The organism is Maribacter sp. Asnod2-G09 (genome assembly GCF_045063795.1).
In the GTDB taxonomy this organism is placed as follows: domain Bacteria; phylum Bacteroidota; class Bacteroidia; order Flavobacteriales; family Flavobacteriaceae; genus Maribacter.
Window position 1 is genome coordinate 546,257 of sequence record NZ_JBEFOA010000004.1, and the last position, 15,822, is coordinate 562,078.

At 35.3% G+C, this 15,822-nt stretch carries 16 protein-coding genes and 2 tRNA genes; 8 read left to right on the forward strand and 10 right to left on the reverse strand.

The annotated features are described in order from the left end of the window. Positions 1–60: 60 nt before the first annotated feature. The 4 genes from ACJJVT_RS09445 to tgt are packed head-to-tail and all read right to left on the reverse strand — an operon-like array spanning position 61 to position 4,162. The gene (locus tag ACJJVT_RS09445) at positions 61–1,014 is read right to left on the reverse strand and encodes an acetyl-CoA carboxylase carboxyltransferase subunit alpha (protein ID WP_405398181.1); all 954 of its coding nucleotides are present in this window, start codon (positions 1,012–1,014) and stop codon (positions 61–63) included. 49 nt (positions 1,015–1,063) lie between these two features. Continuing rightward, positions 1,064–1,963, reverse strand: coding sequence for a DMT family transporter (locus tag ACJJVT_RS09450; protein ID WP_405398183.1), 900 nt, complete (start codon positions 1,961–1,963; stop codon positions 1,064–1,066). Then, positions 1,950–3,032 (reverse strand): LptF/LptG family permease, encoded by a 1,083-nt coding sequence (locus ACJJVT_RS09455; RefSeq protein ID WP_405398185.1) that lies wholly within the window; start codon positions 3,030–3,032, stop codon positions 1,950–1,952. Before ACJJVT_RS09455 ends, ACJJVT_RS09450 begins: the two co-directional genes overlap by 14 nt. Then, positions 3,032–4,162, reverse strand: a complete 1,131-nt coding sequence (gene tgt, locus ACJJVT_RS09460; RefSeq protein WP_405398186.1) for a tRNA guanosine(34) transglycosylase Tgt — start codon at positions 4,160–4,162, stop codon at positions 3,032–3,034. The genes ACJJVT_RS09455 and tgt overlap by 1 nt, the downstream gene beginning before the upstream one ends. Before the next feature lie 239 nt (positions 4,163–4,401). Between tgt and ACJJVT_RS09465 the strand changes: the two genes are divergently transcribed. After that, positions 4,402–4,992, forward strand: a complete 591-nt coding sequence (locus tag ACJJVT_RS09465) for a porin family protein (RefSeq protein ID WP_405398188.1) — start codon at positions 4,402–4,404, stop codon at positions 4,990–4,992. A 71-nt stretch (positions 4,993–5,063) separates the two neighbouring features. On the opposite strand, the gene ACJJVT_RS09470 is transcribed toward ACJJVT_RS09465, so the two are convergent. Next, entirely contained in the window at positions 5,064–6,026 is a 963-nt protein-coding gene (locus ACJJVT_RS09470) for an FKBP-type peptidyl-prolyl cis-trans isomerase (RefSeq protein WP_405398189.1), read from the reverse strand. A 78-nt stretch (positions 6,027–6,104) separates the two neighbouring features. Here ACJJVT_RS09470 and ACJJVT_RS09475 point away from each other — a divergent pair, with 78 nt between their 5' ends. Together ACJJVT_RS09475 and ACJJVT_RS09480 are read left to right on the forward strand one after the other, a co-directional pair. Next, positions 6,105–6,533 (forward strand): RNA-binding S4 domain-containing protein, encoded by a 429-nt coding sequence (locus ACJJVT_RS09475; protein WP_405398190.1) that lies wholly within the window; start codon positions 6,105–6,107, stop codon positions 6,531–6,533. Between the two features lie 48 nt (positions 6,534–6,581). Continuing rightward, positions 6,582–7,079 (forward strand): phosphoribosyltransferase family protein, encoded by a 498-nt coding sequence (locus tag ACJJVT_RS09480; protein ID WP_405398191.1) that lies wholly within the window; start codon positions 6,582–6,584, stop codon positions 7,077–7,079. On the opposite strand, the gene ACJJVT_RS09485 is transcribed toward ACJJVT_RS09480, so the two are convergent. Continuing rightward, a complete protein-coding gene (locus ACJJVT_RS09485) occupies positions 7,071–7,586 on the reverse strand; it encodes a shikimate kinase (RefSeq protein WP_405398958.1) in 516 nt (171 codons plus the stop codon). The two genes, ACJJVT_RS09480 and ACJJVT_RS09485, sit on opposite strands and share 9 nt — an antisense overlap. 140 nt (positions 7,587–7,726) lie before the next feature. On the opposite strand from ACJJVT_RS09485, the gene ACJJVT_RS09490 reads away from it, so the two are divergent. The 3 genes from ACJJVT_RS09490 (at position 7,727) to ACJJVT_RS09500 (ending at position 10,587) form a co-directional block, all read left to right on the forward strand. Further along, positions 7,727–7,802: transfer RNA gene (locus tag ACJJVT_RS09490), tRNA-Lys, on the forward strand. A 95-nt stretch (positions 7,803–7,897) separates the two neighbouring features. Continuing rightward, positions 7,898–7,970 (forward strand) — tRNA-Lys (locus ACJJVT_RS09495). A gap of 244 nt (positions 7,971–8,214) precedes the next feature. After that, positions 8,215–10,587 (forward strand): glycoside hydrolase family 15 protein, encoded by a 2,373-nt coding sequence (locus tag ACJJVT_RS09500; RefSeq protein WP_405398192.1) that lies wholly within the window; start codon positions 8,215–8,217, stop codon positions 10,585–10,587. Here the strand turns inward: ACJJVT_RS09500 and ACJJVT_RS09505 are convergent. From ACJJVT_RS09505 to clcA, 4 genes are all read right to left on the reverse strand, one after another. Continuing rightward, positions 10,584–11,360: a zinc-dependent peptidase gene (locus ACJJVT_RS09505; protein ID WP_405398193.1), complete on the reverse strand. Its 777-nt coding sequence runs from the start codon at positions 11,358–11,360 to the stop codon at positions 10,584–10,586. The genes ACJJVT_RS09500 and ACJJVT_RS09505 overlap by 4 nt on opposite strands. 131 nt (positions 11,361–11,491) lie before the next feature. Next, positions 11,492–12,025, reverse strand: coding sequence for a hypothetical protein (locus ACJJVT_RS09510; RefSeq protein WP_405398194.1), 534 nt, complete (start codon positions 12,023–12,025; stop codon positions 11,492–11,494). Positions 12,026–12,069: 44 nt separating this feature from the next. Next, positions 12,070–12,597, reverse strand: coding sequence for a general stress protein (locus tag ACJJVT_RS09515; RefSeq protein ID WP_405398196.1), 528 nt, complete (start codon positions 12,595–12,597; stop codon positions 12,070–12,072). 158 nt (positions 12,598–12,755) lie between these two features. Beyond that, a complete protein-coding gene (gene clcA / locus ACJJVT_RS09520; protein ID WP_405398197.1) occupies positions 12,756–14,075 on the reverse strand; it encodes a H(+)/Cl(-) exchange transporter ClcA in 1,320 nt (439 codons plus the stop codon). Positions 14,076–14,263: 188 nt separating this feature from the next. Between clcA and ACJJVT_RS09525 the strand changes: the two genes are divergently transcribed. Continuing rightward, positions 14,264–15,040 (forward strand): MlaE family ABC transporter permease, encoded by a 777-nt coding sequence (locus ACJJVT_RS09525; protein ID WP_405398198.1) that lies wholly within the window; start codon positions 14,264–14,266, stop codon positions 15,038–15,040. Next, the gene (locus tag ACJJVT_RS09530) at positions 15,040–15,822 is read left to right on the forward strand and encodes an ABC transporter ATP-binding protein (RefSeq protein WP_405398199.1); all 783 of its coding nucleotides are present in this window, start codon (positions 15,040–15,042) and stop codon (positions 15,820–15,822) included. The genes ACJJVT_RS09525 and ACJJVT_RS09530 overlap by 1 nt, the downstream gene beginning before the upstream one ends.

Here is a 15,822-nt window from a genome sequence, read left to right on the forward strand (position 1 = left end):
AACATAAAAAAACCGAGGAATAAAATCCTCGGTATATTTTTAAGAAGCCTAAAACGTAGATTAGCCGTTAAAAACGCCCATCTGCGCGTATTTATCCATACGCTGATTTACTAATTCTTTTGGTGATAACTTTTGCAAATCTTCAAAATGAGAAGAAATTTTATTTTTTACGGTTTCAAAAGTTTTCGGTCTATTAGCATGAGCACCACCTGCAGGTTCGCGAATGATTTCATCTATAAGTTTCAACTTTTTCATATCGGTAGCTGTCAATTTCAAAGCTTCGGCAGCTCTTTCTTTATACTCCCAGCTTCTCCATAAAATTGAAGAACAAGATTCTGGCGAAATAACAGAATACCATGTATTTTCTAGCATTAACACCTTGTCACCAACACCTATACCCAATGCACCACCAGAAGCACCTTCACCAATAATTACAACAATTACAGGTACTTTAAGGCGAGTCATTTCAAGAATATTTCTTGCAATCGCCTCTCCTTGTCCTCTTTCTTCTGCTTCAATACCTGGGTAAGCACCTGGTGTATCTATTAAGCAAACTACAGGCACTTGGAATTTTTCAGCAGATTTCATTAAACGTAAAGCCTTTCTATACCCTTCTGGGTTGGCCATACCAAAATTTCTATACTGACGAGTTTTAGTATTGTATCCTTTTTGCTGACCAATGAACATATAACTCTGATCACCAATTTTACCTAAACCACCGATCATGGCCTTGTCATCTTTTACAGTACGATCACCGTGTAGTTCCAAGAAGGTATTACCGCAAATAGCTTTGATATAATCTAATGTATAAGGTCTATTTGGATGTCTAGATAACTGTACTCGTTGCCAAGCAGTTAAATTCTTATATATATCTTTTCTGGTTTCGGTAAGTTTCTTTTCAATCTGTTTACAAGTCTCGGTAACATCAACATCGCTTTCCTCCCCGATTACCATGCACTTGTCCAATTGCTCTTCCAATTCTTTAATTGGAAGTTCAAAATCCAAATATTCCATATTTCTATAAAGTTTCTTTAGTTGCGGCTCAAAGATAAAACTTTAATACCTAAATCTTGGGTACCCTTTTTTTAATATTCGCTCTTTGCTTTAAAATACCGTTTGCGATAACCGTACTGAGTATGATTAAGGCGCCAACATAAAACATTGGTTTCATTTTTTCTTCGGACCCAAATATGAACCAAGCCAGCAGAATACCATATACCGGTTCTAAATTTGTTGTAAGCATTACGGTGTATGGTGTTAAAACCCGCATAATCTTCACCGATGCGATAAATGCATATGCTGTACAAATAAGGGCTAATACTATAAGGTAAACCCAATCCATTTGAGGCAGTGTTACCAATGACATATTAAAATCGCCTTTAAATAATAAGACTACAGATAAGAAAACCATACCCACACCTAACTCATAAAAAGAGATAACCGAAGGTTTATGGTTTTGCACCAATTTTCCGTTTATCAACGAAAAAACAGCCGCTAAAAATGCCGATATCAATGCGATTATCATACCGTAGACATACTCTGTCTCCACTTTAAAAATCAAATAGAGTCCTGCTACGACCATTAATCCGAAGAAAATCTCATAACCAATTATCTTTCGCTTGTACCAAAAGGGCTCCATTAAGGCTGTAAAAAAAGCTCCTGTAGACATCATAGCCAATGCCACAGATACGGTAGATACTTTTATGGCCAAAAAGAAGGTGACCCAATGTAATGCTACTACAATACCACCACCAATCAACCACCAAAGTGTTTTTCTTGAAACCCTTATACTGAATTTTGCAAAAAGAATGTAAATAGCAATAAAAAGCGTTGCTAGCCCCATTCTGATCCAAACTAACGGAAGCGAATCTATCGTAATTAACTTTCCTAAAATTGCTGTAAAGCCCCAAATAAAGACAATGAAATGTAAGTGCAGTAAATTAAGGACTCTATCTTTTTGCATTTTGAAGTAGATAAAATGCCAGACATCCAAAAACTACATTAGGTATTATGACAGCAAGCAAAGGCGAAAAGCCCGATTGCTCGGCGAGTACACCGAATACTTTATCAAAAAATATAAATATAAATGCAATCAAAATACCGAATGCCAGGTTAGCCCCCATACCGCCACGTCTTTTAACAGAAGAAACAGAAACAGCTATAATGGTCAAAATAAAGGCTGTTAATGGTAATGCCCAACGCTTGTACTTCACCAAGACATAGGTATTAATATTTGACGCACCCTTTCTTCTTTGATCTTTAATAAAAGTATCTAATTCAAAAAGGTTCTTTGTTTCCGCTACATATGATACGGGCGTTAAATCACCTATATCAAAAGCAAAAATAGTATCTAGTCGGCGTTTGCTTTCAATAATCGCCGTATCACCTAAAACCGTTCGCTTCTTGTACGACGTTAAGCGATAGCTAGAGTCTTTTTCGACCCATCGTATATTAGCTGCAGATATTTTAAAATCAAGCTCATTATTCTCGTCAAAACGCTCAAACGTAAAGTTATGACCTAATTGTCTAGCGGGATCAAAGCTGCTAACGTATATAAAATCGGTTTCATTCAACTGATTGAAAATGTTATTGGTGACCCGATCCTGTTTACCTTTTTTCAGGTATTTGTATTTAAATTCATTGAAGCCCACACTCGCGTTAGGCACAATAAACATGGTCATGAAGAACATTAAAACAGCAACCATTGAAGCCCCTATTATATAAGGTCTTAAAAAGCGCCCATAAGAAACTCCAGAACTCAAAATGGCCACAATTTCGGTATTGTTCGCCAACTTAGAGGTAAAGAATATTACGGAGAGGAATAGAAAAATAGGAAATAATAGATTACCAATGTAAATTGTAAAATTCACATAATACATTACTATTTCATTCAACGGTGCTTCGTTATCGATCATTTTACCGATCTGCTCTGCTAAATTCACCATTATACCGATGGGAATAAACAACAAGAGCATCAACGAAAATGTCGCTAGATACCGTTTTAGAATGTATTTATCTATTATTGATAGCATTATAGCCTTTTATCCATTTGTTTTACCATCATATCTTTCCAAGTTCTAAAATCACCTGCAATAATATGCTTACGAGCTTCTCGCACTAGCCACATATAAAAGCCTAAGTTATGAATTGTTGCAATTTGTTTTCCTAAATATTCATTAGCTGCAAACAAATGTCTTAAATATGCTTTAGAATACTCATGGTCTACAAAGGTAGTTCCCATTTCATCTATAGGTGAAAAATCATCTTCCCACTTTTTGTTCTTAATATTTATGGTACCATGTGCCGTAAACAACATTCCGTTTCTTGCATTTCTGGTAGGCATTACACAATCGAACATATCTATACCTAAGGCAATATTTTCAAGAATATTAATAGGTGTACCTACACCCATTAAATATCGAGGTTTATCTTCTGGTAAAATTTCACATACCACTTCTGTCATACCATACATTTCTTCTGCAGGTTCACCAACAGATAATCCGCCAATGGCATTACCCTCTGCCCCTGCATTAGCAATATACTCCGCAGATTGCCTTCTTAAATCTTTATAGGTAGACCCTTGTACGATAGGAAAAAACGTTTGTTCATAATCGTACTCAAAAGGTGTTTTTTCAAGATGATTTATACATCTATCTAACCACCTATGCGTCATATGCATTGATCTTTTGGCATAATTATATTCGCACGGGTAAGGTGTACACTCATCAAAAGCCATGATAATATCTGCGCCAATTACACGCTGAATTTCCATAACATTCTCAGGTGTAAATAAATGCATAGATCCATCTATATGCGATTTAAATTTCACCCCTTCTTCTTTTATCTTTCTATTCGCCGACAAAGAGTATACTTGGTACCCACCACTATCGGTAAGAATATTTCTATCCCAACCCATAAATTTATGGAGTCCGCCGGCTTTCTTTAAAATCTCTGTTTTCGGTCGAAGAAATAAATGATAGGTATTACCAAGAATAATATCTGGGTTTACCTCTTCTCTTAATTCTTTTTGATGCACTCCTTTTACAGAGGCTACCGTACCCACCGGCATAAAAATTGGGGTTTCAATGGTACCATGGTCAGTAACAATAGTACCTGCCCTAGCCTTTGATTGTAAATCGGTATTATGTAGTGTAAACTTCAAATTTTCTAATTCTAGCTGCAAATATAATGAACTGTGTGGGGGAAAAACTTAATAAAAAGCAAAGATGTTACTGAAAGTATTAAACTTAGATATTGGCAATTATAACTTCATAAAATAGAAATTGACCCAAAAACACCTGTAAACAATAAAGATATTTTACCTCCGTTCTGATGGTATAACGAGAAAGGGAACAATTGGTATTGTATTTGATACCAATTTCACTCAAAACAACAATGATTATGAAAAAAACAATTTTAGTTGCCTTTATGGCGCTCTCTGGGTTTTATGGAATAGCACAGAGTGATTCGGGATTTGGAGTTAAAGGGGGATTAAACTACAACGCTAATGGAGATTATTTTGAATCTGCAGGAGATGCTGCAAGAAATCCGGATAGAAACGTTGGATATCATGTAGGTGTCTTCGGAAAATTCGGAGCTTCTAAAGTATATGTAAGACCAGAGTTGGTGTACACCAAAACAAAGTCTGACTATGACGGAGCAGATTTTGACATGAGCAAATTAGACGTACCTGTACTATTAGGTATTAACCTAATTGGTCCACTACATGTTTTTGCTGGTCCTAGTTTTCAATATATCTTAGATACCGAATTTGATGGTGTTACTATTGATGACGTAGAAAATGATTTTTCAGTAGGGATGAATATTGGCGCCGGAGTTAACCTTGGTAAACTAGGGATAGATTTACGCTACGAAAGAGGATTTAGCGATAATGAAGCTTCTTTTATCAATACCAATATTACAAATCTAGGTCCGAGTAGAATCGACACAAGACCAGATCAACTAATATTGAGTCTGTCTTTAGCACTATAAACGAAACAACAAGAAATAAAAAACCTCTTAAGAATTCTTAAGAGGTTTTTTTTATGCTTTAAAATGAAATACTATAAATCATTATCAAGATGATCAGGTGTACCGTCACCATCGGTATCTAAGAAACCAACAAAATTACCATCTGCATCTAGTTCAATTTCATCAATCGTTAAAATACCATCGCCGTCATCGTCAGGATCCAAATAATTTGCAACATAGGTTCTAACATCAGCTTCTGCCTCTTCATTTGTATTATCGTCATTTAGAAATCCATTACCGTTTAAATCTTCCAAAATTGAAGGTATACCATCACCGTCTAAGTCTGAGTCAGGCTCATATGCAAATGCATCTACCTTAAAAATCAAAGGTGAATAAGTTGGTACATCAGCATTTGGCGATTCATCAAAATATGCTAAAGCCGCTGGAATAAAAATAGCTCCAATACCATAATTCTCATAACTAACAGTTCCATCACCATTTTCAATAGGTCCTGTGCCAGTTTGAAAATTTTTCATCCCATTACCAAAACCTCTTACCACAGAAGATAAATTAAAACGTATTGGTTGATTTGTTGAAGCATCGAAAAGTGTACCGTCTAACAATAAACCTTCATATCTAAGAATGGAAAAATCACCAATTGTAGGTGTACCATCTACAACACCTTGTCTAACTACAAGAGTATATAAAGTTTGATTAATTATCTCATCATCATCAGCTCTACCTAAATCTTCTGAATTAACAGAAATAGTTTGGGTAATTAAATTCGGACTATCAAAAAGCGATTGTTTTGAACTATTGTCACCAGCAATAGTATCAAACTTTATTTTAAAATCGAATCCTTCAGGTGGTGTTTCGAACTCATCTTCATTATAGAAGTGCGTCTTTAAAAATTCTATAATTTCTGCATCATCCTCAATGGTTACTTCACTTAATAACCTTGGCGGTACAACTTCACCGATAGCATCATCGTCATTCTTACAAGAACTTATTATTAGTAAACCAGCTATTAGCAAATAGGCATTTTTCAATTTCATCAATAATTTATTTTGAACGCGCAAGATACAATTTTCCCTTATTTTTGTTTGGAAGTTAACAAAGAAATACAACCCGTAATGCGCATAGATAAATTCTTGTGGAGCACACGTTATTTTAAAACCCGTAACATAGCATCTACAGCTTGTAAAAAAGGGCATGCAAAAATTAATGGTATTACCGCTAAACCTGGTAAAGAAGTTTTTCCGATGGATGAAGTTGTGGTACGCAAAAATCAAATAGATTATAAATTTACGGTTCTTGACATACCACCTAGTCGTGTTGGGGCTAAACTTGTAGACATTTATAGAAAAGATACTACGCCTAAAGAAGCCTTTGAACATAACGAGCTCTTACAATACTCTAAAGATTATTATCGCAAAAAAGGTATTGGTCGACCTACCAAAAAAGATAGAAGAGATATTGATGAGTATTTAGATGGTGACACCAATAATGATGAAGACAAAACTATAGCACCTGAGAATAAAAGTAAAGAAGTTGAAGATTAACCAAAACTTTTAAAAACATACCTATCTTTATTGTTTTAAGAACAGCACATGCAACAGACCATACTTTCACATCAACAAATACAACATAAAATAGAACGTATCGCATACCAAATCTATGAGGCGAATGTTTCTGAAGAAGAAATTATTATTGCTGGTATTGATGGCGGCGGACTAGCATTTGCAAAGAAAATTGTGGCGAAGCTTAAAAAGATTACCGAGGCAAAAATTGTACTGTGCAAATTGTCGATGGATAAAACAGACCCATTATCTAGCGGTGTAACCACATCATTGCCCGATGCTGACTTCGTTAATAAATCTGTCGTTATCGTAGATGATGTTTTAAACTCCGGCACTACTTTAATATACGGAGTGCACCATTTTCTAAAAACACCATTAAAGCAACTTAAAACTGCAGTATTGGTAAATAGAAACCACAAAAAGTATCCTGTTAAAGCAGATTATAAGGGCATTTCATTATCAACCTCGTTACAAGAACATGTAAACGTTCATTTTGAAACTAAAAACGATAGAGTCTATTTAGACTAGTTTGTTTACAATCATTTCAGCAATCTCAGTCGGAGTGTTATTATTACTTTTAACCTTTTGGTGTGCCTGATTGTAAAAGTAGCTTCGCTCAAATAAATGCTTCCCAATAAATTCTGTCAGCTCTTCATCTTGTAAATGAGAAATCATAGGGCGATGACTTTTTTCTTTTACCAGGCGATCAAAAAGTTCATTTATACCCACATTCAAATAGAAAGAATTAGCAGTTTTTTCATTTATAAAGGTCATATTAGTACCAAAACAAGGCGTACCACCACCTAATGAAAGCACAAAACTGTCTTCATTTGAAAAAATTTTATTTAAATATTCTATTTCTTTTTTTCTAAAATAGATTTCTCCTTTGGTATCAAAAATGGAAGCAATAGACATGGCTTCACCTTCTTCAATATAGTCGTCTAAATCTAAAAATTTAATATTCAAATGGTTAGCTACAATTCTACCAACCGTAGATTTGCCACTACCCATATACCCTAACAATACTATTTTCAAGTTTTTCATTTGTACAAAATTGGACTAATTAATACGCTTTTCAAAAAAAAATAAATTTATCTTGAAAAGGGTTTGTAAAATAAAGTAATCGACTTATATTTGCACCCGCATTGAGGGAATTATTTTCCAAATTTGCTTTTGACCTGGTAGCTCAGTTGGTAGAGCATCTCCCTTTTAAGGAGAGGGTCCTGGGTTCGAGCCCCAGCCCGGTCACCAATAAATAGTAGCCTCTTCACCAAAAAGAGGCTTTTTTATTTAAGCGTTCAAACTTATTTTATAAGTAATTAACGCTAACGTTCTTAAGATTTTTTGACCTGGTAGCTCAGTTGGTAGAGCATCTCCCTTTTAAGGAGAGGGTCCTGGGTTCGAGCCCCAGCCCGGTCACTTTTAAACCTTCAAATATTTATTATTTGGAGGTTTTTTTGTTTCTACTCATTTCTTCAAAAAATTATATTTCAAATTTCTTCAATAGTACTTATCTAAATTCTAGACATTTTTTGCATCCACTTCGACTGACACAAGTCATATACCAAACCTCGTTTATGAGATAACTTTACCCTTTTAATTAATTGAGGTTAATATTAATACTACCCTTGAATAACTGAAATAGGTAATTTCAATTTAAAATATGTCTCAAAACTTAGAAGCACCAGGCAAACCAGGTATAGATGCCAGATGGACATCTAGTACCAAGTCAGGTATTGGAAAGGCGCTCAACCCCGCATCAGATGTTACTTTCACCCTTAGTCACGGTATTCTTAACGAAGCCTATTATCCTCGTGAAGATATTGCTTGTCTACGCGATATGGGCTTTGTAGTTACAGACCGGCACGAGTTCTTCTCAGAAGAGAAACGAGATACAGAACATTTTATAGAAACCCTTAAAGATGGTATACCAGCCTACCGAATTGTAAACACAGATAGGTTTCAGAAATATCAAATTACTAAAGAAGTTATTGTTGACCCTTTTAGAAATACTATTCTACAACATATTGTTTTTGAACAAAAAGACCCAAATCTTCCATTACGACTATTTGCTTTGCTTGCCCCTCATTTAAATAATGAAGGTGGCAATAATACAGCGTGGTTAGGAAATTATAAAGGGGTAGATATGTTTTTTGCCGAGAATGGAGATATCGCATTAGCCATGGCATGCTCTTCTAAATGGGTAAAACGTTCTGTGGGGTTTGTAGGTACTTCAGACGGTTGGCGCGATATAAGGCAACACGGAGAATTAAAGTACCAATATAACACAGCTACAAAGGGGAATGTAGCGTGTACCGGAGAGATTGAGGTTACAGAAAAAGAATTTGTATTAGCAATAAGCTTTGGCAGAACACACATCGAAGCTGCTAACCATGCTAGAGCAAGTATTCTAAATGGTTTTGATACCGCTAAAAAAAGATACATACAAGAATGGCAAATTTGGCAGAATACATTACCCAAAATATCTGCAAAGAATTTTAAAATGAGTGCTGCAATACTACGCATGCACGAGGCTAAAAATTTTCCGGGTGGTATAATAGCCAGCTTATCTATACCATGGGGTGGTACTAAAGGTGATTCTGACAAAAGTGGATATCATGTTGTTTGGCCTAGAGATTTAGTAGAGACAGCAGGCGGGTTCAATGCTTTAGAGACAAAAGCAGATGTATCTCGAATTGTAAACTATTTAATGTCAACACAAAATGCAGACGGTAGTTGGCCACAGAATATGTGGCTTCAAGGAGAGCCAAATTGGACGGGGCTACAAATGGATCAAATTTCACTACCAATACTAGAGATTTTAAAAGGCTACTTACGCAATACCATGAGTAAAAGCCGACAAAAAAGGTATTGGCCATTGGCAAAAAAAGCTATTGTATTTCTTTTAGTTAACGGCCCTTATACCGATCAAGATCGCTGGGAAGAGGAAAGTGGATTTTCGCCTTTTACAATGGCTACCGAAATTGCTGCGTTATTGGCAGGCGCCGAACTGGCAGATTTAAATGATGAAAAAGATTTTGCTAACTATTGCCGCGAGACTGCAGATTACTGGAACGATACTCTAGATGACCGTACCTATGTCACTGGCACTCCCCTAGCCAAAAAACACGGAGTTGATGGGTATTATATACGCATAAATCCGTTTTCAGATATTGCCGCATCAGAATTAGGCGATAGAAGCATCAACTTAAAAAATCATCATGCAGACCATGGCAAAACCAAAATAAACGAATTAATAAGTGTAGATGCTTTGGCATTGGTAAGGTTTGGACTTCGTGATGCTAAAGACCCTAAAATATTAAACACTTTAAAGATTATAGATGAAGAATTAAAGGTAAGCACGCCCAATGGAGATTGTTGGTATCGCTACAACAATGATGGGTATGGAGAGCACGATAACGGAGAACCTTATAATGGTACTGGAAAAGGCAGAGCTTGGCCTCTATTAACTGGCGAAAGAGGGCATTATGAAATAGCTGCTGGTAATATTGAAAAAGCCCATAATTGTTTAATAGCTATGGAGGCATTCGCAAACAAAGGTTTAATACCTGAACAGGTTTGGGATGAAGATAATATACCAGAAAAAGGGTTATACCGTGGTGAACATACAGGTTCTGCCATGCCTTTAACATGGGCTCATGCAGAATATATTAAGCTTTGTATATCTATAGAATATAAGAAAGTTTTTGATATGCCAGTTAATACCTGCGAACGTTACCTTAGGAATAAAAAGAAATCTAATATGGTAATATGGCGTTTTAACAATGGTGCAAAAACACTATCAAAAGGGAAAATTTTACGAATTGAAACCTTAGCACAATGTAATGTTCTTTGGACGGATGACAATTGGGAAACAACCTATAAAGTAGTATCTAATGATTTAACCTTCGGATTATTTGTGACCGATATAAAGCTTAAAAATGAAGAAGCGACAGCAATACAATTCACATTTTACTGGAACCAAGCTAACAAATGGGAAGGACAAAATTATTCAGTTATAGTGACTAAAGATTAAAAAGAATATCGATACATTTTCTTCATTAAACTATAAAGTTCTGGGTGCTTTTCTTGAAATTCCTCAGGGTTATTAAAGAAATATTCGCTCGCGACACTCAAAAATTCTATTTCACTGGTTCCACCATACGGATTAATATCAGATTCATTTTCTCTGATATTTTCTATTTCTTTGTGCATCAATTTTAACCAAGGGGCTACATATTGTTTTTGCATAAGACTTTCAGGAATACCATCAACGGCGCCATCTGCCATATCTATTAAATGAACAAATTCATGAATACCAACATTACTAGATGAATTCTCATTCTTGAATCCTGCACGTAAGGCGGGCAATGACAAAATCATTAAACGATTCATATTGCCTTTACCTACTTTTCCTAAAATATTACGACCATCACCTTCAGTTTGGTGTTCATCATTAAAACTACCCTCATATAATAAAACCTCATTTATATTACGGTATCGTAATTCCGGAAATCCGAATAAGGGTATTACTGCACTTGCACCTACTAACAAGCGATCCGTATCATTAATTTCAATTTTCACACCTGTTATCGTTACATCATCAAAGAAGTATAATAGTTCTTGTTCAAAACGTAGCTTATCGGTCGCGGACAAATCTGCATAAAATGATACTTCTTTATTAAGAATGTTTCGCCAAGAAGGATTAAAGTTATTCAGGTTAATCGTTTTTTTGTAGAACCAAACCCTCCATACTATAAGAATAACAAAAAGCAACAAAGGAAAAAAAACGTAAAGGCTATTTGACATAGTCAAAGTTAAGAAGAATAAAAAAACAGACAGTAATAGATGTTCCCCAACCCTATTACTGCCTGTTCTATCAAAAACCAACCAATTAAAAAAATACCATTACTTAAAAAACTAATGGTATTTTTTCAACATTATACTCGTTTATGATGATTTAAGATTTTACCTTTTTCATTGGTGTGCACATGAATTTTCTTACCATGGTTCTCTAAAACCACTCGATACCTCTTTTTTGCTTTGTCATTACCCACTTGTACCATCTCATAAGAATCTTTTACTAGTTTCCAGTTCGGATATTCTTTTGCAATAGATTTACTTACTCTATATGGTAGAGCTACATTTTTAAAATGTTCTGTTAGTTTAATAAGTTCACCTTCCCTATCATAAGTTGCAGTAACTTCTTTGCTTGCCGTATGCATATCTATTTCAAAGGTGTCATAATCAGCATTAGTATCTATATTAGGATTTATATACACATCACCTTCTACATATTCTACGGGTACCGCAGTATACTCCACAATGGTAAAATCTGGAAAATCTTCTTCCAAAGCAGTTACCACTAATTCTGGCACTTCTTCAACTTCTAATTTTGCTCTAAAGAGCAAGTCTTGTGCATTAGATTGCAGGGTCAACCCCATTAATACTGCACTTAAAACTATTGTTTTCATGTTTATAATATTAAAAATGAACTTCAGTTATAATTATTTAATCTTTAAGCTTCCACAGGTTCTTCAGACTCCATTTCAATTTTAGTACCCGACGTGTCAGACATTATTTTTTTTGCTTTTTCTAATTCTTCAGTAGTACCATGAGCGATAACTAAAAACTTATCAGCTTTTAAAGCCGTCTCATATTGTAACACGCTATCTTTTGGTATTCCAATTCCAAAAAGGGCTCCACCAAGGGCAGATAATCCACCAACTACTACAGCTCCCTCAAGACCGCCAACTAATGATGATACAATGGGTCCTGCTAACATTACCGGACCTAAACCAGGTATCAAGAAAAAACCTGCCCCGAATACAAATCCCCAAATGCCTCCCCAGAAAGCACCTGCAGATCCCCAATTTTTCATTCTATCACCGGTATTATAAAAACCAATGACCTTATCTTCCTCATGATAATCTTTACCAACTATAGAAAGTTTTTTCATATCAAAGCCAGATTCTTGTAGTTCTTTAACCACCTTCTCAGCTTTCTCATGCGAGTCGCATATTGCAACAGTTACTTCTTTTTTCATATCATTCTATTTAGTAGTTAAACTTATATTTCATATTATGATAGGTTAAAAGTATATCGTTCTAAAAGCGACAACACTGACCTACATCAGTTCCATGAATATTAATATTATTTTAACAAATTGGTGATATAAATCTTAGCTGATAAAAAAAATTATAATCATTGTTTATTCAAAACCCGTTTTAGCAAAATTGAATAGATAGGACCATTACCTAAAATAGTTGTACAGACAGAAGCTGTTACTGCAGTAAAAATTAAGGGTAATATTAATTCATAATTCGCGGTCATCTCTACTGAAAGTGCCAACCCCGTTAATGGAGCTCGAATGGTAGAAGCAAAAATACCTGCCATACCTGCAACACCGAAAATAGCCGGATCAGTAACAATATCTGGAAAAAAATACTGTGCCAGCCCTCCAAAAAGCATCCCTGAAATAACCCCTAATGTAATCAACGGCGTAAAAATACCACCAGGCACACCCGAGCCATAACTAACAATAGAAAGGGCAAAACGAACCACAAATAATACTAAGAGAAATTTTAGCGTAAATGAATTTCTATACACATTGGTAATGGTACTATACCCTGATCCAATCATATCTTCAGAAAATAAGCCTACCCCGGTTATAACCAATGCTATGACCAAAGCTGTGATAACAAAATTCACTTTTAATTTTTTAAAAAAATCTAGCGATATAATTAAAAGCTTATTAAAAGCGAGCCCTACAACACTAAGCATCAGTCCGAAGAGAACAAACAACCAAATACCCGATAATTCATTAAAAGTAAAAATGGTCGTTTTAAGAACTGGACCACTACCTACTAGTAACCTAACAACCAAGTCTGCAGAACCTGCCCCGATCATGAGCGCTGCTAAAGAATAAAAATTGAATTTAAAATGCCCGTTCATCTCTTCAATAACAAAAATAATACCTGCAAAAGGGGCATTGAAAGCACTTGCCAGCCCGGCTGCGGCACCTGTACTAATTAAAGGGTTATCTTCTTCTGCCGGCTGCTTAAAAATATCTTCGGTCATCTTACCGACATTGGCACCAATTTGCACGGTCGGCCCTTCTCTACCGAGCAACAAACCACTGCTTAAAGAAAATAATGATGCTATAAACTTAACTGGTAAAACCTTACGCCATCGTATTGGTCTAAAACCATCTAAAGCACCTTCTATTTCTTGAATTCCACTACCCGCAGTCTCAGTCGCATATTTTTTCACCAAAAAAACGGAAAACCATACACCTATAAAAGTGAAGATTATTGGAAAAATCCAGTCAAGCCCATATTGATCTGTACCCACAATTTTCGAAATTGTTCGTAGTGTAGTTAAACGAGTAAGTAAGAGCCTAAAAAGTGAACTTAACAAACCTGTAACCAAACCTACTAAAAGAGCATACAATAGAACTTTGTTTCGACTTATGTCTACTTGCATTAACCTTTTAATAAAACTAATTTCTCTCTTACCTTTCATTTTGCTATATCTAAAGTGCATACTATTAAATATGTTATTACAATATTAATCAGCTCGCACAGCCTTTTGTATGACCCAAATCAGCAAAGGCAAATAATATTCAGTTGAAGTACAGATGACGCAAGTCATTCTTAGTGTGCGGTAGAGCGCATACTTTTGAACTTGTATATAGTTACAAATTCAAAAAAGTGAAACTCAAGATTCCAAAAAATATAAAGCAATCACTTATCGAATTAGGAGATCTCTCTTATTTCTCTAGTCGTTTCTTCAAAGAAGCGTTTCGACCGCCTTTTGAATTTAATGAATTTGTTAGGCAGTGTTATCAAATTGGGTATCGATCATTAACCTTAGTTTTGGTTACAGGCTTTATAATTGGATTGGTTTTAGATTTACAATCACGACCGACAATGCTTCAATTTGGTGCCGTTTCTTGGATGCCTAATATGGTCGGTATCTCAATAGTACGTGAGTTAGGACCTGTGATAACAGCTCTGGTTTGCGCAGGGCGTATTTCTTCTGGTATTGGAGCAGAATTAGGTTCTATGCGAGTAACCGAACAGATTGATGCTATGGAAGTTTCTGGCACCAATCCCTTTAAATATTTAGTAGTCACAAGGGTTATGGCATCAATATTAATGATTCCGTTATTGGTAATATTAAGTGATGCTGTTGCCCTTTTTGGTTCTGCATTAATTGAAAATATAAAAGGTAATGTTTCATTTCAACTCTATTTTAATACCGTATTCGATGTTTTGTCTTATTCAGATATTATACCGGCACTAATAAAAACTTTCTTCTTTGGTTTTGCAATTGGCATAGTTGGTTGCTTTAAGGGTTATTACAGTAAAAAAGGAACTGCAGGTGTTGGCGTAGCTGCAAATACGGCAGTAGTAATGACCTCTCTACTTTTATTCTTAATAGATTTTGTGGCGGTATTTATATCTAACATATTTTTTGATGCATAATGAAAGTTGAAAATAACATACACGCAGAAGAAAAATCTAATGATCATAAAGAAATCATTATAGAGATTAAAGATCTATATAAAACTTTTGGTGACAATACTGTGCTGAACGGATTTCATATGAAACTATACAAAGGTGAGAATCTTGTAGTCATGGGTAAATCTGGTTCTGGAAAATCGGTAATGATAAAATGTCTAGTCGGTTTAATGCAAGCAGACAGTGGGTATATTTCTGTTTTAGGAAAAGAAATAGACAAATTAGATCGAGAGGCTTTAGATAAACTTCGGTCAGATATTGGTTTTTTATTTCAAGGGAGTGCACTTTATGATTCTATGACCGTACGAGAAAATCTAGAATTTCCCATGCGACGTCACAGAGAAAAATTCGGTAAAATAAAAGACACTACCGCATTAGTAACCGATGCACTTGAAAGTGTTGGTCTAGTACATACTATGAATCTTATGCCTCAAGAACTATCTGGCGGTATGCAACGTAGAATTGCTTTGGCGCGTACATTAATTCTAAAACCTAAAATTATTCTTTATGATGAACCTACCACGGGTCTAGACCCAATTACATCTAAAGAAATCATTGAATTAATGCGAAATATACAGGTAAAATATGGCACATCTTCATTAATTATCACTCACGATGTTGATTGTGCACGAGTCATATCTGATCGAATGATTTTACTCGTAGACGGTATAAACTACATTGAAGGCAAATACACTGATTTAATACAATCATCAGACCCGAAGGTAGAAGCTTTTTTTAAAAAATAA